The following is a 24,986-nucleotide window of genomic DNA, read 5'->3' on the forward strand; positions in this document are numbered from 1 at the left end:
TGTCACGGTCGACCGCCATGTTTCGCGGCGTAATAAAAATAGACCATCCTCCCTGACTGCCGGTGGCACATTTATGTTTCGCTCCCTGGCGGAAGCTGAATGCGAACTCTTAAACAGCAGCACCGTCCCGTTGGCCCATGTTCTGTCTAGTTTTTACACCAAGTCTGGGAACGGGAGGTAAGACAAGGTGTGATCTTTTAATCAAACGTCGCGATGGACTGTCGTTCTGCATACAACAGCTATAGTGATACAGAGAATCTAAATCACGGAATGCCGACTGACTGGAGAGACGCATCGACTTATCACAGGGATAGGGACAGGAAAGAACTGCTATCCCCATTCCATAATCCTCGGTGACGTACCAAGCGGACTCATCACCCATTGCTAAGTAGGTTCCCCATCCTTTCTGAACTAACCTCGAAAAGCCGTCCATGCCAAGATCATGCGTGAATTCATCAATGTCGCCATAATGCGAAAAAATTGATTTTATTATGAGCTCAAGGGAGCTCTCTAAGTGAGCAGCATCATTGTCGACGGCTTGATCGTGCATGCGAATGGCCGCTAATTCGAGGTCTTTCTCCAACCAGTAGATGTCGTGCCACGTGGTGACCCCTTCCGGCATCGTAGCCTTTACCTTACGCCGCACAGCACTAACTGCAGCCTCGGCCGAGATGTGGCGAGCTGATGTGCAAAATGCATGGTTGAAGCGTGCTCGTTGGAACTCTGCTCTGTCATTATTAATGGAGGGTTCCACCTCCCACAAAAAATGGCCGTCACAGCCTTTCCACATTACATCAAGACGATGTTTCGGATCGCCCAATGAAATTTCGCAATACGGGCAGTGTGTAAGCAATAACGTATTATGCTTGTGGCAAACAGTGTCGTTTTCAAACAGGGAATATGCTCGACGCCAATATGAAAAGCCAAGCCTTACTAGGTCTTCCTTAGCGCACTCAGGACAGTAACTGAGATTTTTTTCGGCGTAAGGCTCACCCTTAAACGGATAGAGCTTCCGCGAGTAGGAAATATCCTGTGAATGTTTAACAACGTAATTCACAGCGAGGGAAGTATGAAGAGAAATCAGCCGATCGAAACCATAGCTGCCACCCCAGCCCAGAAAGGCTGAAATTTCTTTCAGGTCAGATTTGAAGAATCGAACCTTATTTTGAAATTTCCGAATTTCGTCGACAGCATGTGAGTCCCAGCAGAGGAACAAAGAACGTTCCAGATACGAGCGAATTGACTCTTCAGGCTGAATTTGCAAACGCGGTATGGAGAGCATGCTGAGACTGCTTGAATAACGTAGCTGTGTCGTGCCGACCCACGCGACCGCGGCCCCTACGGGAGGCCACGGTCGCGCATGACAGCTTTTATTGTCGCGGTACCGCTTTTATTGTCGGAAACCATTTCAGCTTCGACCATCGACTCGCTTATTCCACAGTCACCGACTTCGCCAGGTTACGCGGCTGGTCGACGTCAGTGCCCTTGAGCACTGCCACGTAATACGACAGCAGCTGCAGCGGGATGGTATAGAGGATCGGCGCCAGCTCGTCGACGATGTGCGGCACCTTGATCACGTGGGTGCCTTCGCCGTTGCTCATGCCGGCATTCTCGTCGGCGAACACCACCAGTTCACCACCGCGGGCGCGAACTTCCTGCAGGTTGGACTTGAGCTTCTCCAGCAGTTCGTTGTTCGGCGCCACGGTCACCACTGGCATGTCGTTATCCACAAGCGCCAGCGGGCCGTGCTTGAGCTCACCTGCCGGGTAGGCTTCGGCGTGGATGTAGGAGATCTCCTTGAGCTTCAGCGCACCTTCCATGGCCACCGGGTACTGTGCACCACGGCCGAGGAACAGGGTGTGGTGCTTGTCGGCGAACAGTTCGGCGGTTTTCTCCACCGTGCTGTCCATGGCCAGGGCCTCGCCCAGGCGGGCTGGCAGGCGACGCAGTTCTTCCACCAACCCGGCTTCGACGCCCGCTTCGAGGGTGCCACGCACCTGGCCCAGGGCCAGGGTCAGCAGCATCAGCGAAACCAGCTGGGTGGTGAAGGCCTTGGTCGAGGCCACGCCGATTTCCGGACCGGCCAGGGTCAGCAGGGTCAGGTCGGACTCACGCACCAGCGAGCTGATGCCGACGTTGCAGATGGCCAAGCTACCGAGGAAGCCCAGTTCCTTGGCGTTGCGCAGGGCGGCCAGGGTGTCGGCGGTTTCGCCGGACTGGGAGATCGACACGAACAGGGTGTCTGGCTGCACCACCACCTTGCGATAACGGAACTCGCTGGCCACTTCGACCTGGCAAGGAATGCCGGCCAGGCTTTCCAGCCAGTAACGGGCTACCATGCCGGCGTGGTAGCTGGTACCACAGGCGACGATCTGTACGTTGCGCACCTTGCCGAACAGCTCGGCAGCCTGCGGGCCGAACGCCTGGACCATCACATGGTCCTTGCCCAGGCGGCCTTCCAGGGTACGCTGGACCACGGTCGGCTGCTCGTGGATCTCCTTGAGCATGAAGTGGCGATAGGCGCCTTTGTCGGCTGCTTCGGCACCTTCGTGGTACTGCACGGTTTCACGCTGCACCGCGTGGCCGGCCTGGTCCCAGACCTTCACCTGGTCGCGGCGGATCTCGGCGATATCGCCCTCCTCCAGGTACATGAAGCGGTCGGTTACCTGGCGCAGCGCCAGTTGGTCGGAAGCGAGGAAGTTTTCACCATGACCCAGGCCGATCACCAACGGGCTGCCGCTGCGCGCGGCTACCAGGCGATCAGGCTGCTTCACGCTGATCAGCGCCAGACCATAGGCACCGTGCAGGCGCTTGACCGCAGACTTCAGCGCCTCGGCGAGGTCCGGGAGGGTCTTCAGCGTGTGGTGGATCAGATGCACGATGACTTCAGTGTCGGTCTGCGAAGTAAACACGTACCCCAGACCTTTCAGCTCTTCACGCAGCTCTTCGTGGTTTTCAATGATGCCGTTGTGCACCACCGCCACTTCGTTGCCGGAGAAATGCGGGTGGGCGTTGCCTTCGGTCGGCGCACCGTGGGTGGCCCAACGGGTGTGGGCGATACCCAGCTGGCCGTTCAGCGGCTCGGCAGCAACTGCAGCTTCCAGCTCGGCAACCTTGCCGATGCGGCGGCGGCGCTGCAGCTCGCCCTGCTGGGTGTAGACGGCCAGGCCGGCACTGTCGTACCCGCGATATTCAAGACGCTTGAGGCCTTCGATGAGAATGGCAGTGATGTTGCGCTCGGCTACGGCACCAACGATTCCACACATGTTTATTGCTCCTGGCTGATCGCGGCGCAGATCAGGTTGATGCCGCGGGCTTGAATCTGTTCGCGTGCCGCTGCGGGCAGGCGTTCGTCTGTAATAAGGGTGTGCACGCTGCCCCAGGGCAGCTCGAGATTGGGGATCTTGCGCCCGACCTTGTCGGACTCGACCATCACGATCACCTCGCGGGCCACCTCGGCCATCACTCGGCTCAGGCCAAGCAGTTCATTGAAGGTGGTGGTGCCGCGCTGCAGGTCGATACCGTCGGCACCAATGAACAGCTGGTCGAAATCGTAAGAGCGTAGTACCTGCTCGGCGACCTGGCCCTGGAACGACTCTGAATGCGGATCCCAGGTGCCCCCGGTCATCAGCAGCACCGGTTCGTGCTCGATCTCGCTGATGGCGCGGGCCACATTCAGCGAGTTGGTCATCACCACCAGGCCGGGCTGGCGGCCCAGTTCCGGGATCATGGCAGCGGTAGTGCTGCCACTGTCGATGATGATCCGCGCATGCTCGCGAATACGCCCGACCGCCGCGCGGGCGATAGCCTGCTTGTAGGCAGACACCGGTTGCGCGGGCTCACTGAGCATCTCCTGCGGCACCGGTACCGCACCGCCGTAGCGGCGCAGCAGCAGGCCGTTGGCCTCCAGCGCGGCAAGGTCCTTGCGGATGGTCACTTCCGAGGTTTCGAAACGCCTGGCCAAGGCATCCACACTCACCTCGCCCTGCTCGCTTAGCATGGCGAGGATGTTGTGGCGGCGCTGGGGGGTGTTTCGTTTCGACATGGGCGTTTAAGTTTCGATTCGAAAGATATTGGTTGCAATCAAAACCTAAGATGGCCGATTCGTCAAGGCGTGGATAAAATTTCTCGACCGCCAGCTTGCATGGGCCAATAAAAAAGCCGACTTATTCACATAAGTCGGCTTTCGATTCAGGCAGCTGTGTATAACTCAGCTTTTCTTGATCTTTTCCGGCCGCTTCCAGCCCGAGATATTGCGCTGGCGGGCACGCGCCACCGCCAGGTCACCCGCTTCGACGACCTGGGTAATGGTTGAACCGGCCGCCGTTGTCGCACCGGCCTTGATCTCCACAGGCGCCACCAGCGAATTGTTGGAGCCGATGAACACGTCCTCCCCCATCACTGTCTTGAACTTGTTGGCGCCATCGTAGTTGCAGGTGATGGTACCGGCGCCGATGTTGGTACGGGCGCCGATCTCGGCATCGCCCAGATAGGTCAGGTGACCGGCCTTGGCGCCCTCGCCCAGGTGAGCGTTCTTCAGTTCGACGAAGTTACCCACATGGGCCTTGGCTTCAAGCACGCTGCCCGGACGCAGGCGGGCGAACGGGCCGGCATCGCTGCCCTCGCCCATCACCGCACCGTCAAGGTGAGTGTTGGCCTTGATGATCGCACCCTTGCGCAGGGTGCTGTCCTTGATCACACAGTTGGGGCCGATCTGCACATCGTCCTCGATGACCACCTTGCCTTCGAGAATCACGTTGATGTCGATCAGCACGTCGCGACCAACGGTCACTTCACCCCGTACATCAAAGCGCGCCGGGTCGCGCAGGGTGACACCCTGGGCCATCAGCCGGCGGCCTTCGCGCAACTGGTAATGGCGCTCGAGTTCCGCCAGCTGGCGACGGTCATTGGCACCCTGCACTTCCATTGGGTCGTGCGGCTGTTCGGTGGCGACCACCAAGCCATCGGCCACCGCCATGGCGATGACATCAGTGAGGTAATACTCGCCCTGCGCATTGTTGTTCGACAGGCGGCCCATCCAGTCGGCCAGACGCGCAGCCGGCAGAGCCAGGATGCCGGTGTTGCCTTCCTTGATTGCCTTCTGCGCTTCACTGGCATCCTTGTGCTCGACGATAGCGGTCACCTGGCCTTCACCATCTCGCACGATGCGACCATAACCGGTCGGGTCCTGCAGGGTTACAGTGAGCAGCCCCAGCTGCTTGTCGTTGGCTTTGGTCAGCAGGCGTTGCAGGGTTTCCACCTCGATCAGCGGCACATCTCCATAAAGCACCAGTACCGTGTCGGCAGTGATCGCCGGCAATGCCTGCGCAACAGCATGGCCTGTACCCAGCTGCTTGTCCTGCATGACGAAATTCAGGTCGTCGGCTGCCAAGCGTTCACGTACCAACTCGGCACCGTGGCCGATCACCACGTGAATGCCTTGAGGCTGAAGCTGGCGCGCGCTGTGGATAACGTGGCCGAGCATGGAATTGCCGGCTACCGGGTGCAGCACCTTGGGCAGCGCCGAACGCATGCGAGTGCCTTGGCCGGCGGCGAGAATAACGATATCAAGGGACATTGACTGGCTACCAATCCTGGGCGGTCAGGGACGTGACCTGAGAAGAATTCGGAAAAAGAAAAAGGGTAGCCGAGGCTACCCTTTTACTCAATCACAACGGAAGTATGCGGCCTGAACCGAATTACTTGCCTTTGCGCAATTGCTGGACGGTACGCAGCTGAGCTGCAGCCTCGGCCAGACGTGCGGCAGCAGCACCGTAGTCGAAGTCCGAGCTTTTCGCGTTCAGGGCGTTCTCAGCAGCCTTGAGGGCTTCCTGAGCCTGAGCTTCGTCCAGGTCGGCAGCGCGCTGCACGGTGTCGGCAAGAACCTTGACCATGTTCGGCTGCACTTCGAGGAAGCCACCGGAGATGTAGTACACCTCACGATCGCCACCTTGCTTGGTCAGCGTGATCGGACCAGGCTTGAGATTGGTGATCAGCGGGGCGTGGCCTGGAGCGATACCAAGATCGCCCAGGTTGCCGTGCGCTACTACCATCTCGACCAGGCCGGAGAAGATTTCTCCTTCCGCGCTGACGATATCGCAATGGACTGTCATAGCCATCTGCTTGCCTCAACCTGATTAGCGCCCCTTGCGGGGCGCCGGGATTACAGTTTCTTGGCTTTCTCGATCGCTTCGTCGATGCTGCCGACCATGTAGAACGCTTGTTCTGGCAGGTGGTCGTAGTCACCTTTGAGGATGCCGCTGAAGCCAGCGATGGTGTCTTTCAGAGACACGTACTTGCCTGGCGAACCGGTGAAGACTTCGGCCACGAAGAACGGCTGCGACAGGAAGCGCTGGATCTTACGAGCGCGGGCTACCAGTTGCTTGTCGGCTTCGGACAGTTCGTCCATACCCAGGATCGCGATGATGTCCTTCAGCTCTTTGTAGCGCTGCAGAACATACTGAACGCCACGAGCGGTCTCGTAGTGCTCGTTGCCGATCACGTTCGGGTCCAGCTGGCGCGAAGTCGAGTCCAGTGGGTCGACCGCTGGGTAGATACCCAGGGAGGCGATGTCACGGGACAGAACGACGGTGGCGTCCAAGTGGGCGAAGGTGGTCGCTGGCGACGGGTCGGTCAAGTCGTCCGCAGGTACGTATACGGCCTGTACGGAGGTGATCGAACCTTCCTTGGTGGAGGTGATGCGCTCTTGCAGAACGCCCATCTCTTCAGCCAGGGTCGGCTGGTAACCTACTGCCGAAGGCATACGGCCCAGCAGTGCGGATACTTCGGTACCGGCCAGGGTGTAACGATAGATGTTGTCGACGAACAGCAGAACGTCGTTACCTTCGTCACGGAACTTCTCAGCCATGGTCAGGCCGGTCAGCGCTACGCGCAGACGGTTTCCTGGTGGCTCGTTCATCTGACCGTAGACCAGTGCTACTTTGTCGAGAACGTTGGAATCCTTCATCTCGTGGTAGAAGTCGTTACCCTCACGAGTACGCTCACCCACACCAGCGAACACGGAGTAACCGCTGTGTTCCATGGCGATGTTACGGATCAGTTCCATCATGTTTACGGTCTTGCCGACACCGGCACCACCGAACAGACCAACCTTACCACCCTTGGCGAACGGGCAAACCAGGTCGATAACCTTGATGCCGGTTTCCAGCAGGTCGTTGCCGCCTGCCTGGTCAGCGAACGAAGGCGCTGGCTGGTGGATACCGCGACGCTCGTCTTCGCCGATCGGGCCGGCTTCGTCGATTGGGTTGCCCAGAACGTCCATGATACGGCCCAGGGTGGCCTTACCAACTGGAACGGAAATGGCAGCACCGGTGTCGACGACATCCAGACCGCGCTTCAGGCCTTCGGTCGAGCCCATTGCAATGGTACGAACCACACCGTCGCCCAGCTGCTGCTGAACTTCGAGGGTGGTTTCCGCGCCTTGTACTTTCAGCGCGTTGTAAACACTCGGCACGACGTCACGTGGGAATTCCACGTCGATGACGGCGCCGATGATTTGAACGATACGTCCGCTACTCATAGCTGGATCCTCTGAATTTTTGAACCGTTAAACCGCGGCAGCGCCGCCGACGATTTCCGAGATCTCCTGGGTGATCGCAGCCTGACGCGCCTTGTTGTAGATCAGTTGAAGCTCTTTGATCAAATCACCGGCGTTGTCTGTGGCGTTCTTCATGGCGATCATCCGGGCCGCTTGTTCAGCAGCGTTGTTCTCGACCACCGCCTGGTATACCTGCGACTCCACGTAACGCACCATCAAGCCGTCCAGCAGCTCTTTTGCGTCGGGTTCGTACAGGTAGTCCCAGTGATGCTTGAGATCCTGATCCGGGGTTGCCACCAACGGTACCAATTGCTCGACCGTCGGTTTTTGGGTCATGGTGTTGATGAACTTGTTCGAAACCACCGACAGGCGATCGATACGGCCGTCCAGGTAGGCGTCCAGCATCACTTTGACGGAGCCGATCAAATCGTTGATCGATGGCTCTTCGCCCAGGTGGCTGATCGCGGCTACGACGTTGCCGCCAAAGTTGCGGAAGAATGCCGCACCCTTGCTGCCGATCACGCACAGGTCGATTTCAACGCCCTGTTCGCGGTTTTCGTTCATGTCCTTGACCAGGGCCTTGAACAGGTTGGTGTTCAAGCCACCGCACAGACCACGGTCACTGCTCACCACGATATAACCGGCGCGCTTTACAGGGCGCTCGATCATGAACGGGTGACGGTATTCCGGGTTGGCGTTGGCCAGATGACCGATCACCTGGCGGATACGCTCCGCGTAAGGACGGCTAGCAGCCATGCGCATTTGTGCCTTGCGCATCTTGCTGACCGCCACTTTCTCCATGGCGCTGGTAATTTTTTGCGTGCTTTTGATGCTCGCAATCTTACTGCGAATCTCTTTTGCGCCTGCCATGTATCACCTATCAGGTTAGCAAGCGGGGGCCTAGGCCCCCGCTGCGGCTTACCAGGTCTGGGTGGCCTTGAACTTCTCGATACCGGCTTTCATGCCAGCGTCGATTTCGTCGTTGAAGTCACCCTTCACGTTGATCTTCGCCATCAGTTCGGCGTGATCACGGTTGAAGTAGGCGATCAGTGCTTGCTCGAAGCTACCGACCTTGGAGACTTCCACGTCAGTCAGGAAACCACGCTCAGCGGCGTACAGCGACAGGGCCATGTCCGCGATGGACATTGGCGCGTACTGCTTCTGCTTCATCAGCTCGGTTACGCGCTGACCATGCTCCAGCTGCTTGCGGGTCGCTTCGTCCAGATCGGAAGCGAACTGGGCGAATGCAGCCAGTTCACGGTACTGAGCCAGAGCGGTACGAATACCACCGGACAGCTTCTTGATGATCTTGGTCTGAGCGGCACCACCTACGCGGGATACCGAAACACCGGCGTTCACTGCAGGGCGGATGCCCGAGTTGAACATGGCCGATTCCAGGAAGATCTGACCGTCGGTGATGGAAATCACGTTGGTCGGAACGAACGCGGAAACGTCGCCAGCCTGAGTTTCGATGATCGGCAGGGCGGTCAGGGAACCGGTCTTGCCAGTGACTGCGCCGTTGGTGAACTTCTCGACGTACTCTTCCGAAACGCGCGATGCACGCTCCAGCAGACGGGAGTGGAGATAGAACACGTCGCCTGGGTACGCTTCACGTCCTGGTGGACGGCGCAGCAGCAGGGAGATCTGACGGTAGGCAACGGCCTGCTTGGACAGGTCATCGTAAACGATCAGGGCGTCTTCACCGCGGTCACGGAAGAACTCGCCCATGGTGCAGCCGGCGTATGGCGCCAGGAACTGCAGTGCGGCGGATTCCGAAGCACTGGCAACGACCACGATGGTGTTGGACAGGGCGCCGGCTTCTTCCAGCTTGCGAACGATGTTGGCAACGGTGGAACGCTTCTGGCCGACTGCAACATAAACACAGAAAATACCGGAGTCTTTCTGGTTGATGATGGCGTCGATGGCCATGGCGGTCTTGCCGATCTGGCGGTCACCGATGATCAGCTCACGCTGGCCACGGCCGACTGGGATCATGGCGTCGACGGACTTGTAGCCAGTCTGTACAGGCTGGTCTACCGACTTACGCCAGATCACGCCTGGGGCCACTTTCTCGACCGCGTCGGTCTGGGTGTTGCCCAGAGGACCTTTGCCGTCGATCGGGTTGCCCAGTGCGTCAACGACGCGACCCAGCAGTTCCTTACCAACCGGAACTTCCAGGATGCGGCCGGTGCACTTGGCGCTCATGCCTTCGGCGAGGGTGTCATAGGCACCCAGGATCACTGCACCTACGGAGTCTTGCTCCAGGTTCAGGGCCATGCCGAAAACGCTGCCAGGGAACTCGATCATTTCGCCGTACATGACGTCGGCCAGACCGTGGATCCGCACGATACCGTCGGATACCGAAACAACGGTACCTTCGTTACGGGCTTGGGAGCTCACATCGAGGTTGTCGATGCGGCCCTTGATGATTTCACTAATTTCGGAAGGATTGAGTTGCTGCATTGCTCTGCTGCCCCTTCAAACTCAAGATTTCAATGCTTCGGCCAGTTTCGCGATCTTGCCGCGAACAGAGCCATCGATTACCAGGTCACCAGCGCGGATGACGACGCCGCCAATCAGGCTGGCATCCTCCGACGCGTGCAGGCGCACTTCCTGGCCTAACCGTGCACTGAGAACCTTGGCGAGTTTGTCTTGCTGTTCTTGGTTCAACGCGAAGGCACTGGTGACTTCCACGTCCACGGATTTCTCTTGCTCGGCCTTGTACAGGTCGAACAGGGCGGCAATCTCCGGCAACAGCAGGAGACGGTCGTTTTCCGCGGCAACATGAATGAAATTCTGTGCCTGTGCATTGAACTTGTCACCGCACACGTCAATGAACGTGGCGGCCTTTTCTGCGCTCGTCAGTCGCGGGGCCTTGAGCAGGCGCTGCATGGTGTCGTCTTGCGACACCGCAGCAGCCAGGCCGAGCATGGCTGACCAATTGGCCAGTTGCTGATGGGCCTGGGCATGCTCAAAGGCAGCCTTAGCGTAAGGTCGGGCCAACGTGGTCAGTTCTGCCATGATCGCCCTCGCTTAAATTTCAGCGGCCAGTTTGTTAACCAGCTCCGCATGCGCGTTTTGATCGATTGTGGCGCCAAGGATCTTTTCAGCACCACCAACGGCCAGAGCACCCACTTGGGCACGCAGAGCGTCTTTAGCGCTGTTCAGTTCCTGTTCGATCTCGGCCAGAGCCTGAGCCTTCACACGGTCAGCTTCGACGCGGGCCTGATCACGGGCTTCCTCGACAAGCTGAGCAGCGCGTTTCTTGCTTTGCTCAATGATTTCGGCTGCCTGTGCTTTAGCTTCACGCAGTTGCTGACCCACTTTCTCTTGGGCCAGCTCCAGGTCGCGAGCTGCGCGGTTGGCAGCGTCCAAGCCGTCGGCAATCTTCTTTTGGCGCTCTTGCAGGGCAGTGATGACCGGAGGCCATACGTACTTCATGCAGAAGAGTACAAAAATCAGGAAGGCAACGGATTGGCCAATCAGGGTTGCATTAATGTTCACGCCAACACCTCGCTCGGTCTTAATTCATCACAGCCATCAACTCGTGGTTACGAGTGATTAGCCGGCGATCTGACCAACGAACGGATTCGCGAAGGTGAAGAACAGAGCGATACCAACACCGATCATGGTTACGGCGTCGAGCAGACCGGCAACGATGAACATTTTGACCTGCAGCATCGGAACCATCTCAGGCTGACGAGCAGCGCCTTCCAGGAACTTGCCGCCCAGCAGGCCGAAACCAATGGCGGTACCCAGAGCACCCAGGCCGATCAGCAGAGCAACAGCGATAGCGGTCAGACCAACTACAGTTTCCATCTTTCCTCCCGACTTTTACGTCGTATTGGTTAGGTTTTTAAGTTGAAGCGGTAAAACAAATCGTTTGGTACAGCTGCCCTTGCGGACTTTTAAAGCCCTCCCCCCAAACGAGCGGGGAAGGCTACAAGACACGCCAGGCGGTCTTAATGGTTATCTTCATGAGCCATCGACAGGTAGACGATGGTCAGCATCATGAAGATGAAAGCTTGCAGCGTGATGATCAGGATGTGGAACACAGCCCACGCCCACTGCAGCACGACACCTAGGCCGCTCAGCCAGAGGATGCCGGCGCCGAACATCACGGCGATCAGGATGAACACCAGCTCGCCGGCGTACATGTTGCCGAAAAGACGCAGTGCCAGCGAGATCGGCTTGGCGATCAGGGTGACGAATTCCAGCAGGAAGTTCACCGGGATCAGCAGGATCTGCAGGAAGATGTTCTTGCTGCCGAACGGGTGCAGGGTGAGTTCACCGATGAAGCCGCCCAGGCCCTTGACCTTGATGCTGTAGAAGATGATCAGGGCGAACACGCAGAAGGCCATGGCCAGGGTCGCGTTCGGGTCGGTGGTCGACACGGCGCGGAACGGAATGTGCGGGTCACCGGAAATCAGGATGGCCAGCTGAGGAATCCAGTCGACCGGTACCAGGTCGATGGCGTTCATCAGGAACACCCAGACGAAGATGGTCAGCGCCAGCGGGGCGATCACCGGGCTACGGCCGTGGAAGGAGTCCTTCACGCTGCCGTTGACGAAGTCCACCAGCACTTCCACGAAGTTCTGCAGGCCGCCTGGTTGGCCGGAAGTCGCCTTCTTGGCCGCCATGCGGAAGATGAACAGGAAGATCAGACCCAGCGCGACGGACCAACCCAGGGTGTCCAGGTGGAACGCCCAGAAGCCCATTGCCTTGGCTTCTGCAGCCGAATGGGCAAAGCCCCAGCTGCCGTCTGGTAGTTGACCGTAGGTCAGGTTCTGCAAGTGGTGCTGGATATAGCCCGAAGCGGTTTCTGCTGCCATGGTTGCCTCAAACGCCCTAAGGTCTCGAAAGTCTTTTATTCATCAGCAGGGGCGCGAACCAGCTGACCAAAAGGGTCAACACGAAGACGCCGAATACTGCTAACGGCGCCAGTGGCTTCACTCCTGCGAAGGTCAGTGCAAATAGCACTGCCGTCAAAATCATCTTGCCTGCCTCGCCAGCGTAAAACGACTTGACGATAGCTTGTGCCGCCCGAGCTCCGCTGAAGCGAAAAGCCTTCCAGGCGAAATACACATTGGGCAGCCAGGCAATCAAACCTCCGCAAAGGCCTGAATATCCACTGACCGCCCCTTTCCACTGCCACAACACCAAGGTTGCCAGCAGCAGTACGACGAATTGAGCCAGCAGTACCGGAAAAACCGCCCAGCGATGGAAAGGCAGGCGGTTTGGCGTGCGGATTTCCATCACAACTGCTCCTCGGAAGTCGACCAACAAGTCAGTTATGACTTGGCATAATTTGTGCCGACAAAATGCGCGCAGAGTATAGGGGTGGATTAACCCCTATTCAACTCTTCGGTAGTGATTTCCGACTGCGCGCTACAACGGGAATTGTTTCAGCGGATGTGAGCAAGCACGCCTTGCAACTCGTCAAGCGAGTTGTAGCGAATAACCAATTGGCCTTTGCCCTTGTTGCCGTGGCGTATCTGCACGGCAGAGCCCAGGCGCTCTGCGAGCCGTTGTTCAAGGCGCGCGATGTCCGGATCAGGTTTGCTCGGTTCGACCGGCTCAGGCTTGCCATTGAGCCACTGACGGACCAGTGCCTCGGTTTGGCGCACAGTGAGGCCACGTGCGACAACATGACGCGCCCCCTCTTCCTGACGATCTTCCTCGAGGCCGAGCAACGCACGGGCATGGCCCATTTCCAGGTCGCCGTGGGCGAGCATGGTCTTGATCGCCTCGGGCAGCGAGATCAGGCGCAGCAGGTTGGCCACGGTCACCCGCGACTTGCCCACGGCATCGGCCACCTGTTGCTGGGTCAGCTCGAACTCCTGCTGCAGGCGCTGCAGGGCCAGTGCTTCTTCCAGCGGGTTGAGGTCCTCGCGCTGAATGTTCTCGATCAGCGCCATGGCGATGGCGGCTTCATCCGGCACTTCGCGCACCATCGCCGGGATGGTGTCGAGACCGGCCTGCTGAGTGGCGCGCCAGCGGCGCTCACCGGCAATGATCTCATAGCGGCTACCGTCGATCGGGCGAACCACGATCGGCTGCATCACCCCATGGTTGCGAATCGAGTGCGCGAGTTCTTCCAGTGCCTCGGGGTCCATGTCGCGGCGCGGCTGGTACTTGCCGCGCTGGATCAGTTCGACGGGCAGGTGTTGCAGTTCTTTCTGGTCGATCTTCACAGCCTGCTCTTCGAGCGCGCTGACGGAAGGACCACTGAGCAGAGCATCCAACCCACGTCCGAGACCCCGTTTCTTGACGGCCATACGGATTCCTTAAGTTGTTTGTGCAGTGCGTGATTGACGGCGTTGACGGCGTACCAGTTCCCCGGCCAGGGCCAGATAGGCCAGTGCGCCACGCGATTGCTTGTCGTAGGCCAGCGCCGGCATGCCGAAGCTCGGGGCCTCGGCCAGGCGGATGTTGCGCGGGATGACCGTGTCGTACAGCTGCTCGCCGAAGTGTTCCTTGAGCTGCGCCGAAACATCGTTGTTCAGGCTCAGGCGCGGGTCGTACATGGTCCGCAGCAGGCCTTCGATCTTCAGCTCCGGGTTCAACCGGGCAGCGATGCGCTTGATGTTATCCACAAGATCGCTGAGACCTTCGAGTGCGTAGTACTCGCACTGCATCGGGATGATCACGCCATCGGAGGCGACCAGCGCGTTGAGCGTCAGCATCGACAGCGACGGCGGGCAGTCGATGAGGATGAAATCGTAGTTCTCGCGGATCGGCGCCAGCGCGTTGCGCAGGCGGCTCTCCTTGACCTGCATTTCCAGCAGCACCACTTCCGCAGCGGTCAGGTCGCGGTTGGCCGGCAGCAACTGGAAGCCGCCGTGCTCGGAGTAGTGCATGGCCTGGGCAAGGTCGCATTCCCCGATCAGCAGGTCATAGACCGAATGCTCGAGTTCGTGTTTGTCCACACCGCTGCCCATGGTCGCGTTGCCCTGCGGATCGAGGTCGATCAGCAGCACACGACGCTTGGTCGCGGCCAGCGATGCTGCGAGGTTGATACAGGTGGTGGTCTTGCCGACCCCACCTTTCTGGTTCGCGATTGCGAATACCTTAGCCATTGTTGCGTGTGTTCCCAATCAAGCCTTGCGGCGCAGTATCAGCAGATGGCGCTGGCCCTGGCAACCTGGGACGGTCAGGGCCTGCTCGCTTTCCACTGTGAAGTCTGCGGGCAATGCTACCAGTTCATCGGCAGGATGCAGCCCCTTCATTGCAAGCCATTGCGTCCCGGTGTCGCCCAGATGGCGGGTCCAGTTGGTGAAGTTCTCCATGCTGCTGAAGGCGCGGGAGATGATCCCGCTGAACGGTAGCGAGGGCTGGAAGGCTTCGACCCGGCTGTGGATAACCGTGAGGTTGTCCAGTTTCAGTTCCATCTTCACCTGGGTCAGGAAGCGGGTCTTCTTGCCATTGGCGTCCAGCACCGTCACCTGCTTGTGCGGATGCAGGATAGCCAAAGGGATGCCGGGCATGCCACCGCCGCTGCCAACATCCAGCCAGTTGTCACGTTCGCTGTGGATAAACGACATGACACTGAGGCTGTCGAGCAGATGGCGGGAAACCATCTCGTCCGGATCGCGCACGGCAGTGAGGTTGTAGGCTTTGTTCCATTTGATCAACAGGGCCAGGTAGCCCAGCAGCTTCTCCTGCTGCTCGACGCTCAGCTCGACACCGAGCTGGCGCGCACCTGTGGACAACTCTTCGGCGTGTTGCGGGGTGACCAGGGAACTCAAGCGCTTTGCTCCAATTCGCGGCCAGCGCCGCGTTTTTTCAGATGAATCAGCAACAGGGAAATCGCCGCCGGGGTGACGCCGGGGATACGCGAAGCCTGGCCCAGCGTCTCAGGACGGGTCTGGCCGAGCTTGCCCTGGATTTCCTTCGACAGACCGGAAATCGTGGTGTAGTCGATATCCACAGGCAGACGGGTGTCTTCGCTGGCGCGCAGACGGGCGATCTCATCCTGCTGACGATCGATGTAACCGGCGTACTTGGTCTTGATCTCTACCTGCTCGGCGACCTGTGGATCGATTGCTTCACCACCGGTCGCTTCGATCAACCCGGCATAGTCGATCTCTGGCCGGGCCAGCAGGTTGAGCAGGCTGTACTCGTGAGCCAGTGGGGTGCCGAACTTATCCACAATGGCTTGGCCCTGCTCGGTGTTCGGGCGTACCCAGGTCGACTTCAGGCGTTGTTCTTCACGCTCGATGCCATCGCGCTTGGCGCAGAACGCGGCCCAGCGCTCGTCGTCGATCAGGCCGAGCTCGCGACCTTTCTCGGTCAGGCGCAGGTCAGCGTTGTCCTCGCGCAGGATCAGCCGGTATTCGGCACGCGAAGTGAACATCCGGTACGGCTCCTGGGTACCCAGGGTAATCAGGTCGTCGACCAATACGCCGATGTACGCCTCGTCGCGGCGCGGGCACCAGCTTTCGCGGCCTTGGGCACGCAGCGCGGCGTTGGTCCCGGCCAACAGGCCCTGGGCGCCGGCTTCTTCGTAGCCGGTGGTGCCGTTGATCTGGCCGGCGAAGAACAGGCCACCGATGACTTTGGTCTCCAGGCTGTACTTGAGGTCACGCGGGTCGAAGTAGTCGTACTCGATGGCGTAACCCGGCCGAACGATGTGGGCGTTTTCCATCCCGCGGATCGAGCGCACCAGCTCCAGCTGCACATCGAACGGCAGCGAAGTGGAAATACCGTTGGGGTACAGCTCGTGGGTGGTCAGGCCTTCTGGCTCGATGAACACCTGGTGGCTTTCCTTGTCGGCGAAGCGGTGGATCTTGTCTTCGATCGACGGGCAATAGCGTGGGCCGACACCTTCGATCACACCGGAGTACATCGGTGAACGGTCAAGGTTCGAGGCAATGATCTCGTGGGTGCGGGCGTTGGTGTGGGTAATCCAGCAGCTCACCTGGCGCGGGTGCATCTGGGCGTTGCCCATGAACGACATCACCGGGATCGGCGTATCGCCTGGCTGCTCGGTCATGACCGAGAAGTCCACGGAACGCCCGTCGATACGCGGCGGGGTACCGGTTTTCAGGCGGCCGACGCGCAGCGGCAGTTCACGCATGCGGTGAGCCAAAGCAATCGAAGGCGGATCACCGGCGCGACCACCGGAATGATTCTGCAGGCCGATGTGGATAAGGCCACCGAGGAAAGTACCGGTGGTCAGCACTACGGATTCGGCGAAGAAGCGCAGGCCCATCTGGGTCACCACACCTTTGACCTGGTTCTGTTCGACGATCAGGTCGTCGCAGGACTGCTGGAATATCCACAGGTTCGGCTGGTTTTCTAGGATCTCGCGGACCACCGCCTTGTAGATGGCGCGGTCGGCCTGTGCGCGGGTGGCGCGTACGGCCGGGCCCTTGCGGTTGTTCAGGATGCGGAACTGGATGCCGCTCTTGTCGGTGGCCAGCGCCATCGCGCCGCCGAGCGCATCGATCTCTTTGACCAGATGGCTTTTGCCAATACCGCCGATGGCGGGGTTGCAGCTCATGTGACCGAGGGTTTCCACGTTATGGGTCAACAGCAGGGTTTTCACACCCATGCGTGCTGACGCAAGCGCAGCCTCGGTACCGGCATGGCCGCCGCCGATGACGATCACTTCAAAACGGGAAGGGAAATCCACCACGCACCTCGTGCCTGTTTTTGCGAATAGAGAAGGTAAGCGGACAAGTATAGGGACTTCCCCCCCTCTAAAGGAACCATCTGAGCAAATTTTGATCAGTCTGTGGATGAGTGGCAGACAACAGAAATCAAAGAGAAGAAATTTAAAAAAGCTTTGTTTTTATGTTTATTCTTATGCACAGCCTTGTCTGTGGATAACGTGCTATAGCCCTCTGTTTACCTGGCTTACAGTGAAAATAAACCCTGTGGCTTACCCACCATGAGGGTTATGGATAACGTCTTTTAGCCTGTGGATTAAATGGCTGTTTACCCACAGGCGCCTTTATCCTCAGAAAAAATGCCTGCTTATCAACGGAGCTGAAGGCGGGTTTTCCACAGGGCTCCCGAACAGGGTTTTGTGTCTGTGGATGAATTCACGTTCCCCTGAATTGACCGACAGCGCGATGATTCGACGGCCGACGAACGCTTCTGCAGATGTCGACTGAGGCACTGAATTGGGGTTTCGAATCCGACGAGTGGATAAATCACAGGCAAAAAAAAGCCGCTCCAGAAGGAGCGGCCTTGGTTTTAACGAGCTGTGGATTACTTGCCGATGCAGAAACTGGAGAAGATCCGCCCCAACAGGTCATCGGAACTGAATGCCCCCGTGATCTCGCCCAGCGCCTGCTGCGCCTGACGCAGGTCCTCGGCCAGCAATTCACCCGCTCCCGCCAGGGTCAGCTGAGCACGACCATGCTCCAGGTGCGTACTGGCTTGGCGCAGGGCATCCAGGTGACGCCGGCGGGCGCTGAAACCGCTCTCGGCGGTCTGTTCATAACCCATGCAGGCCTTGAGGTGGTCACGCAGCAGTTGCAGCCCCTGGTGATCCCCCTTGGCACTCAGGGTAATGGTCACATGGCCGTCGTCGCATTGTTCCAACCCAACCCGTTCACCACTGAGATCGGCCTTGTTGCGAATCAGCGTGACCTTGGCCGGGTCTGGCCGCTGGTCGAGAAACTCGGGCCACAAGGCGAACGGGTCGCTGGCCTCAGGTGCGGTGGAATCGACCACCAGCAATACCCGATCAGCCTCGCCGATGGCCTTCAGTGCGCGTTCCACGCCGATCTTTTCCACATGGTCATCGGTATCCCGCAGGCCTGCAGTGTCAACCACATGCAGCGGCATGCCATCGATGTGGATATGTTCCCGGAGAATGTCCCGGGTGGTGCCGGCGATGTCGGTGACGATGGCGGCCTCGCGCCCCGCCAGCTGGTTCAGCAAGCTCGACTTGCCGGCATTCGGCCGCCCCGCGATCACCACTGTCATACCGTCACGCAGCAAGGCGCCCTGCCCGGCCTCGCGCTGCACGGTGGATAACTCGGTGCGCACTGCATCGAGCATCGACAACACATGGCCATCAGCGAGGAAGTCGATTTCCTCTTCGGGGAAGTCGATCGCTGCCTCGACGTAGATGCGCAACGCAATCAGCGCCTCTGTCAGGCTGTGCACACGCTTGGAGAATTCCCCCTGCAGAGAGCGCAAGGCGTTGCGCGCGGCCTGGCTGGAACTCGCCTCGATCAGGTCGGCGATGGCTTCGGCCTGGGCCAGGTCGAGCTTGTCGTTGAGGAACGCACGCTCGCTGAACTCGCCCGGGCGCGCCAGGCGGCAGCCAACTTGTACACAGCGCTGCAGCAGCATATCCAGGACCACTGGGCCGCCATGGCCCTGCAGCTCGAGTACATCCTCGCCGGTGAACGAATTGGGCCCAGGGAAGAACAGCGCAATGCCCTCATCCAGCACCAGACCATCGTCGTCGCGAAATGGCCCGTAGTGGGCATGCCGTGGCGTCAGCGTTCGGCCGGTGATCAGCTGGCCAGCCTTGCTCGCCAATGGCCCGGACAGCCTGACGATACCGACGCCTCCGCGGCCTTGGGCGGTGGCGATGGCGGCGATGGTTTCACGCACAGTGTTCATGCTCGAAAGCCTCTACGACAAAAACGACAGATAGCAAAAACGCCCCCGAGGGGGCGTTTTTATTCACAGGCTAGCGCAGTAGCCCGTCAAGCAGCAGCTTTTTTGGTGGCTGCTTCGATACGGCGGGTGATGTACCACTGCTGAGTGATCGACAGGCAGTTGTTCACAACCCAGTACAGCACCAGACCAGCCGGGAACCACAGGAAGAAGAAGGTGAAGATGATCGGCATCATTTTCATCACCTTGGCCTGCATCGGATCCGGCGGAGTCGGGTTCAGACGCTGCTGGATGAACATGGTGGCGCCCATGATGATCGGCAGGATGAAGAACGGATCCTTGATCGACAGGTCGGTAATCCACAGCATCCATGGCGCCTGACGCATCTCGACGCTTTCCAGCAGTACCCAGTACAGGGACAGGAACACCGGCATCTGCACCAGGATCGGCAAGCAACCGCCCAGTGGGTTGATCTTCTCTTTCTTGTACAGCTCCATCATCGCCTGGGACATCTTCTGGCGATCGTCACCGAAGCGTTCCTTCAGTGCAGCAAGCTTCGGCGCCACGGCGCGCATACGCGCCATCGAGCGATAGCTGGCAGCCGACAGTGGGAAGAACAGGCCCTTGATGAGCATGGTCAGCACGATGATCGACCAGCCCCAGTTACCCAGCAGGCTGTGGATATGTTGCAGCAGCCAGAAGATTGGTTGGGCGATGAACCACAGGAAACCGTAGTCGACGGTCAGTTCCAGGCCTGGGGACAACTCTTTCAGCTTGGACTGGATCTTCGGACCGGCGTACAGCATGGCGCTGGTTTCGACCTTGCCACCCGCTGGAACGCTGAGGGCCGGGCCGGTGTAGCCGATGATGTAGTTACCCTGGCTGTCCTTGCGGGTCTGGACAACATTATTGTCCGATTTGGCCGGAATCCAGGCGGTCACGAAGTAGTGCTGCAGCCAGGCAACCCAGCCGCCAGACACATTTTCTTTCAAACTACCTTTGTCGATGTCCTTCATCGAGACCTTTTTGTAAGGCTCGGAAGCAGTCCACATGGCAGCGCCAAGGTAGGTCGCGGTACCAGTGGCGGTGCTCGACGACGGATCGGAGCTGGCGTCACGCTTGAGCTGGGCGAACATGTTGCCGCTCCAGGCCTGGCCGCTCTGGTTGTCGATCAGGTAGCTGACGGTCAGGTCGTACTCACCGCGCTTGAAGCTGAAGCGCTTGATGTAGTTGACGCCGTTGTCGCTGAACTTCAGGTCGACCACCAGTTGTTGCTGGCCGTCGGCCAGCTGGTAGCTCTTCTGCTCGGCAGCGTACAGCGGGCGGCCGGACGAACGGGCATCCGGACCATTGACGCCGGTCAGGCCACTTTGTGCCAGGTAGACACGTTCCCCGCCATTGTCGAACAGCTGGAACGGAATGTCCGGGTGGTCCTGGCGACGTGGGTATTGCGGCAGGTTCAGTTGGACGATGTCACCACCGACCGGATCGATAGCCAGGTCCAGCACATCGGTCTTGACCCGGATCAGGTCTTTGCTGACTGCAACCGGCGCCAGTTCGGCAGGGCTGGATTCGGCATTGGCGCTCGGCACATCGGCGCTGGCGTTACCGGCCGGCACGCCATCCGGCAAGGCCGGGGCAGTGGTGCTGGCAGCAGTATTCTGAGTCGGCAGGGCAGCCTGGCCGTAGTCCTCGTTCCACTTGAGGACCATGACGTAGGACACGATTGCCAGGGCGACGATCAGGATCGTGCGTTTAATATCCATGATTACTCGGCTATCGAAGAAGTTCGGGAGGAAGGAGCGGGGGGAACGGGATCGAAACCGCCGTCGTTCCACGGATGACAACGCCCCAGGCGACGAACGGCTAGCCACCCGCCACGCAAGAGGCCATGGTTTTCAATGGCTTCAAGAGCGTAACAGGAGCAACTGGGGTAGAAACGACAGTGATTGGCCATCAGGGGACTGATGGCGTAACGGTAAAACTGGATCGGAACGAGGGCCAGTTTACGCATTTTGACTGTCTACCCCTGCGGAATCGGCGTTTGCCGCTGGAGTTGGCCGGCTGCGCGCCAGACGTTTCCAGAGCTTGCCAAAGTGTTGGTGCAATTCCGGGTTTTCTATCTCACCCAATCCCTTGCGCGCGACGATCACTATGTCCAGGCCACCCAGCAATTGCTGATTGAGCCGGAAGGAATCGCGCATCAAGCGCTTGAGGCGATTGCGTTGAACGGCGAGCTTGACGCTCTTCTTGCCGATCACCAGGCCGAGGCGCGGGTGATCCAGGCCGTTCTCGCGAGCAAGGATCAGCAGGTTTTTCCCTGGAACCTTGCCGGTTGGGGAGTCGAAGACCGCTTTGAAGTGCCGGGGTGTAAGCAGTCGCTTTTCCCGACTGAAGTCCTGACTCACCACCTGTGCCGAAAAATCAAATGGCCAGACGCTTACGGCCTTTGGCACGACGACGCGACAGAACAGCGCGGCCGTTCTTGGTAGCCATACGGGCACGGAAGCCGTGGGTGCGAGCGCGCTTGATGGTGCTTGGTTGGAAAGTACGTTTCATGGCGTTGTTACCTGGGTTTGTCGACTACGGGCCGGAATGGCCCCCTTTTTAAGAGATCGGCGATTCTAGAGAAAGCAAGCCCATAGGTCAATTTCCAACCAGTCTTTCCTTATGGAAGGCATTTTGGCGGTTGGATACCTGGAAGGCTTGATCGAGCAGGCAAACGGACGACAAGATTAGAAAAAAGAAGAGACATATAAAAAGCTTTTCTGAAGAACTTATAGATCTTAGGTGGACAACCTTCTGTGGATAACTGCTTTGAGCCCAGAATTCATGCAGTGTACAGAGATTTGAAACCTTGTCGGTAACAGGTGCTGCGCCTGTGCTGGACGTGGGAACAGCCTGTGGACAGAAATGCCTGTTATCCACAGCGCAGTTATCAACAGGGCTGACACCAGGGTTGTGCATAGCCCTCATGGCTGGTTATCCACAGACCTTATTCACAGTGGTTGAAGGACGTTTTTGCCGCTAAATGGCTGATTTGTCATAGCTCAGAATGTTTCCACATGTGGATAACTGATCGCTCGACCGGTACAATGGCGGTTTGTTTTGGCCTCATCCGGCTTTCAAACTCAGGGGATATCCGTGTCAGTGGAACTTTGGCAGCAGTGCGTAGAGCTTCTGCGCGATGAACTGCCTGCCCAGCAATTCAACACCTGGATCCGTCCGCTACAGGTCGAAGCCGAAGGCGACGAGTTGCGCGTCTATGCGCCTAACCGTTTCGTTCTCGATTGGGTGAATGAAAAGTACCTTGGCCGCCTGCTCGAACTGTTGGGTGAAAACGGCAGCGGCATGGCGCCAGCCCTTTCCTTGTTAATAGGCAGCCGTCGCAGCTCCGCTCCGCGTGCTGCACCCAATGCACCTGTCAGCGCAGCGGTCGCTGCGTCGCTCGCAAGCAGCCAGACTCAACAGGCCGCTGCGCCTGCCGTGGCCGCTGTTGCCGAAACGGTTCAAGCGCCAGTGGCTGAGCCTGAGCAGGTGAACGAGATCGGTGAAACGGCTTCGCGTGACAGCTTCGATGGCATGGGTGACAGCGCTTCGGCGCCTGCCACAGGCAACCGCACCGAGCAACGCACGGTCCAGGTAGAAGGTGCGCTCAAGCACACCAGCTACCTGAACCGCACATTTACCTTCGAGACCTTTGTCGAAGGTAAATCGAACCAGCTGGCCCGCGCTGCGGCCTGGCAGGTCGCCGACAACCCCAAGCATGGTTACAACCCGCTGTTCCTTTATGGCGGAGTTGGTCTGGGTAAAACCCACCTGATGCATGCTGTGGGTAACCACCTGCTGAAGAAGAACCCGAATGCCAAGGTCGTGTACCTGCATTCCGAGCGCTTCGTCGCGGACATGGTCAAGGCGCTGCAACTCAACGCGATCAACGAATTCAAGCGCTTCTACCGCTCGGTCGATGCGCTGCTGATCGACGACATCCAGTTCTTTGCCCGTAAAGAGCGTTCCCAGGAAGAGTTTTTCCACACCTTCAACGCCCTGCTTGAGGGTGGTCAGCAGGTGATTCTCACCAGCGACCGCTACCCGAAGGAGATCGAAGGCCTGGAAGAACGCCTGAAGTCACGCTTCGGCTGGGGCCTGACGGTAGCCGTCGAGCCGCCGGAACTGGAAACGCGCGTAGCGATCCTGATGAAGAAGGCCGACCAGGCCAAGGTCGAGCTGCCGCATGATGCGGCGTTCTTCATTGCCCAGCGTATCCGCTCCAACGTACGTGAACTGGAAGGCGCCCTGAAGCGGGTGATCGCTCACTCGCACTTCATGGGCCGTGACATCACCATCGAGCTGATTCGCGAGTCGTTGAAGGACCTGCTGGCGCTGCAGGACAAGCTGGTGAGTGTGGATAACATCCAGCGCACCGTGGCCGAGTACTACAAGATCAAGATTGCCGATCTGTTGTCCAAGCGCCGTTCGCGCTCCGTTGCGCGACCGCGTCAGGTAGCCATGGCACTGTCGAAGGAACTGACCAACCACAGTCTGCCGGAGATCGGCGACATGTTTGGCGGCCGCGACCACACCACCGTGCTGCACGCCTGTCGCAAGATCAACGAATTGAAGGAATCCGACGCGGACATCCGCGAGGACTACAAGAACCTGCTGCGGACGCTGACGACGTGATGGTCGCCAGCGCAGCTAATTGAAGGCAAGGGACTAGACCATGCATTTCACCATTCAACGCGAAGCCCTGTTGAAACCCCTGCAACTGGTCGCCGGTGTCGTCGAGCGCCGTCAGACCTTGCCGGTGCTGTCCAACGTCCTGCTGGTCGTGCAAGGCCAGCAGCTGTCGTTGACCGGTACCGACCTGGAAGTTGAACTGGTTGGCCGCGTGCAACTGGAAGAGCCGGCCGAGCCAGGCGAGATCACCGTTCCAGCGCGCAAGCTGATGGACATCTGCAAAAGCCTGCCGAACGATGTTCTGATCGATATCAAGGTCGACGAGCAGAAGCTGTTGGTCAAGGCCGGCCGTAGTCGCTTCACCTTGTCGACCCTGCCTGCCAACGATTTCCCCACTGTTGAAGAAGGCCCAGGTTCGCTGACCTGCAACCTGGAGCAGAGCAAACTGCGCCGCCTGATCGAGCGCACCAGCTTCGCCATGGCCCAGCAGGACGTGCGTTACTACCTCAACGGCATGCTGCTGGAAGTGTCGCGCAACACCCTGCGCGCTGTTTCCACCGACGGTCACCGTCTGGCGCTGTGCTCGATGAGCGCACCGATCGAGCAGGACGATCGCCATCAGGTCATCGTTCCACGTAAAGGCATTCTTGAGCTGGCGCGCCTGCTGACCGATCCGGAAGGCATGGTCAGCATCGTTCTTGGTCAGCACCACATCCGCGCGACCACCGGTGAGTTCACCTTCACGTCCAAGCTGGTCGATGGCAAGTTCCCTGACTATGAGCGTGTACTGCCGAAGGGCGGTGACAAGCTGGTAGTCGGTGACCGCCAGGCGCTGCGTGAAGCGTTCAGCCGTACTGCGATTCTCTCCAACGAGAAGTACCGGGGTATTCGCCTGCAACTGGCTGCCGGCCAATTGAAGATCCAGGCCAACAACCCAGAACAGGAAGAAGCGGAAGAAGAGATCAGCGTGGACTACGAAGGTAGCTCGCTGGAGATCGGCTTCAACGTCAGCTACCTGCTGGACGTGTTGGGCGTTATGACTACCGAGCAAGTTCGTCTGATTCTGTCCGACTCCAACAGCAGTGCCCTGCTGCAGGAAGCTGGCAATGACGATTCTTCCTACGTTGTCATGCCAATGCGTCTGTAATTCGTAGCAGGCGAA

General features: G+C 58.9%; 24 protein-coding genes. 2 read left to right on the forward strand and 22 right to left on the reverse strand.

What is annotated here, in order from left to right:
* Positions 1-109 precede the first annotated feature (109 nt).
* From ACIPZ5_RS05595 to rpmH, 22 genes are all read right to left on the reverse strand, one after another.
* The gene (locus ACIPZ5_RS05595) at positions 110-1,282 is read right to left on the reverse strand and encodes a TniQ family protein (protein WP_400807167.1); all 1,173 of its coding nucleotides are present in this window, start codon (positions 1,280-1,282) and stop codon (positions 110-112) included.
* Positions 1,283-1,430: 148 nt separating this feature from the next.
* Entirely contained in the window at positions 1,431-3,266 is a 1,836-nt protein-coding gene (glmS, locus tag ACIPZ5_RS05600) for a glutamine--fructose-6-phosphate transaminase (isomerizing) (RefSeq protein WP_343594591.1), read from the reverse strand.
* Between the two features lie 2 nt (positions 3,267-3,268).
* A complete protein-coding gene (locus ACIPZ5_RS05605) occupies positions 3,269-4,045 on the reverse strand; it encodes a DeoR family transcriptional regulator (protein WP_343594593.1) in 777 nt (258 codons plus the stop codon).
* Between the two features lie 165 nt (positions 4,046-4,210).
* Positions 4,211-5,578 (reverse strand): bifunctional UDP-N-acetylglucosamine diphosphorylase/glucosamine-1-phosphate N-acetyltransferase GlmU, encoded by a 1,368-nt coding sequence (glmU, locus tag ACIPZ5_RS05610; protein ID WP_343594595.1) that lies wholly within the window; start codon positions 5,576-5,578, stop codon positions 4,211-4,213.
* Positions 5,579-5,699: 121 nt separating this feature from the next.
* Positions 5,700-6,119 carry a F0F1 ATP synthase subunit epsilon gene (locus ACIPZ5_RS05615; protein WP_085676548.1) on the reverse strand — a complete coding sequence of 140 codons (420 nt, stop codon included), beginning with the start codon at positions 6,117-6,119 and terminating at the stop codon, positions 5,700-5,702.
* 44 nt (positions 6,120-6,163) lie between these two features.
* Entirely contained in the window at positions 6,164-7,540 is a 1,377-nt protein-coding gene (gene atpD, locus ACIPZ5_RS05620; protein ID WP_085676549.1) for a F0F1 ATP synthase subunit beta, read from the reverse strand.
* A 27-nt stretch (positions 7,541-7,567) separates the two neighbouring features.
* Positions 7,568-8,428: a F0F1 ATP synthase subunit gamma gene (gene atpG, locus ACIPZ5_RS05625; protein WP_261942113.1), complete on the reverse strand. Its 861-nt coding sequence runs from the start codon at positions 8,426-8,428 to the stop codon at positions 7,568-7,570.
* Between the two features lie 48 nt (positions 8,429-8,476).
* Positions 8,477-10,021 (reverse strand): F0F1 ATP synthase subunit alpha, encoded by a 1,545-nt coding sequence (gene atpA, locus ACIPZ5_RS05630; RefSeq protein ID WP_343594599.1) that lies wholly within the window; start codon positions 10,019-10,021, stop codon positions 8,477-8,479.
* Between the two features lie 21 nt (positions 10,022-10,042).
* Positions 10,043-10,579, reverse strand: a complete 537-nt coding sequence (locus ACIPZ5_RS05635; RefSeq protein WP_003253191.1) for a F0F1 ATP synthase subunit delta — start codon at positions 10,577-10,579, stop codon at positions 10,043-10,045.
* A 12-nt stretch (positions 10,580-10,591) separates the two neighbouring features.
* Complete coding sequence (locus tag ACIPZ5_RS05640) at positions 10,592-11,062, reverse strand: F0F1 ATP synthase subunit B (RefSeq protein ID WP_027917106.1); 471 nt, start codon at positions 11,060-11,062, stop codon at positions 10,592-10,594.
* A gap of 57 nt (positions 11,063-11,119) precedes the next feature.
* Positions 11,120-11,377, reverse strand: a complete 258-nt coding sequence (gene atpE, locus ACIPZ5_RS05645) for a F0F1 ATP synthase subunit C (RefSeq protein WP_003097235.1) — start codon at positions 11,375-11,377, stop codon at positions 11,120-11,122.
* Between the two features lie 143 nt (positions 11,378-11,520).
* Positions 11,521-12,390, reverse strand: a complete 870-nt coding sequence (gene atpB, locus ACIPZ5_RS05650) for a F0F1 ATP synthase subunit A (RefSeq protein WP_261942114.1) — start codon at positions 12,388-12,390, stop codon at positions 11,521-11,523.
* Positions 12,391-12,406: 16 nt separating this feature from the next.
* Positions 12,407-12,814, reverse strand: a complete 408-nt coding sequence (locus ACIPZ5_RS05655; RefSeq protein ID WP_008092225.1) for a F0F1 ATP synthase subunit I — start codon at positions 12,812-12,814, stop codon at positions 12,407-12,409.
* A 149-nt stretch (positions 12,815-12,963) separates the two neighbouring features.
* On the reverse strand, positions 12,964-13,836 hold the full coding sequence (locus ACIPZ5_RS05660) for a ParB/RepB/Spo0J family partition protein (RefSeq protein WP_085676552.1): 873 nt from the start codon (positions 13,834-13,836) through the stop codon (positions 12,964-12,966).
* Between the two features lie 9 nt (positions 13,837-13,845).
* The gene (locus tag ACIPZ5_RS05665; protein ID WP_012316952.1) at positions 13,846-14,637 is read right to left on the reverse strand and encodes a ParA family protein; all 792 of its coding nucleotides are present in this window, start codon (positions 14,635-14,637) and stop codon (positions 13,846-13,848) included.
* Positions 14,638-14,655: 18 nt separating this feature from the next.
* Positions 14,656-15,306, reverse strand: coding sequence for a 16S rRNA (guanine(527)-N(7))-methyltransferase RsmG (gene rsmG / locus ACIPZ5_RS05670; RefSeq protein WP_343594607.1), 651 nt, complete (start codon positions 15,304-15,306; stop codon positions 14,656-14,658).
* Positions 15,303-17,195: a tRNA uridine-5-carboxymethylaminomethyl(34) synthesis enzyme MnmG gene (gene mnmG, locus ACIPZ5_RS05675; protein ID WP_400807173.1), complete on the reverse strand. Its 1,893-nt coding sequence runs from the start codon at positions 17,193-17,195 to the stop codon at positions 15,303-15,305. The genes rsmG and mnmG overlap by 4 nt, the downstream gene beginning before the upstream one ends.
* 581 nt (positions 17,196-17,776) lie before the next feature.
* Positions 17,777-19,147, reverse strand: a complete 1,371-nt coding sequence (mnmE, locus tag ACIPZ5_RS05680) for a tRNA uridine-5-carboxymethylaminomethyl(34) synthesis GTPase MnmE (RefSeq protein WP_400807175.1) — start codon at positions 19,145-19,147, stop codon at positions 17,777-17,779.
* Between the two features lie 86 nt (positions 19,148-19,233).
* Complete coding sequence (gene yidC / locus ACIPZ5_RS05685; RefSeq protein WP_261942119.1) at positions 19,234-20,910, reverse strand: membrane protein insertase YidC; 1,677 nt, start codon at positions 20,908-20,910, stop codon at positions 19,234-19,236.
* A gap of 2 nt (positions 20,911-20,912) precedes the next feature.
* On the reverse strand, positions 20,913-21,158 hold the full coding sequence (yidD, locus tag ACIPZ5_RS05690; protein WP_079230263.1) for a membrane protein insertion efficiency factor YidD: 246 nt from the start codon (positions 21,156-21,158) through the stop codon (positions 20,913-20,915).
* The gene (gene rnpA / locus ACIPZ5_RS05695; protein WP_082433472.1) at positions 21,151-21,555 is read right to left on the reverse strand and encodes a ribonuclease P protein component; all 405 of its coding nucleotides are present in this window, start codon (positions 21,553-21,555) and stop codon (positions 21,151-21,153) included. The genes yidD and rnpA overlap by 8 nt, the downstream gene beginning before the upstream one ends.
* A gap of 13 nt (positions 21,556-21,568) precedes the next feature.
* Positions 21,569-21,703, reverse strand: coding sequence for a 50S ribosomal protein L34 (gene rpmH, locus ACIPZ5_RS05700; RefSeq protein WP_003253163.1), 135 nt, complete (start codon positions 21,701-21,703; stop codon positions 21,569-21,571).
* Between the two features lie 585 nt (positions 21,704-22,288).
* Here rpmH and dnaA point away from each other — a divergent pair.
* Complete coding sequence (dnaA, locus tag ACIPZ5_RS05705; RefSeq protein WP_261942120.1) at positions 22,289-23,827, forward strand: chromosomal replication initiator protein DnaA; 1,539 nt, start codon at positions 22,289-22,291, stop codon at positions 23,825-23,827.
* 40 nt (positions 23,828-23,867) lie between these two features.
* On the forward strand, positions 23,868-24,971 hold the full coding sequence (dnaN, locus tag ACIPZ5_RS05710) for a DNA polymerase III subunit beta (protein WP_015268408.1): 1,104 nt from the start codon (positions 23,868-23,870) through the stop codon (positions 24,969-24,971).
* Positions 24,972-24,986: the final 15 nt, after the last annotated feature.

This window comes from Pseudomonas sp. NPDC089428 (genome assembly GCF_044749325.1).
GTDB lineage: Bacteria > Pseudomonadota > Gammaproteobacteria > Pseudomonadales > Pseudomonadaceae > Aquipseudomonas.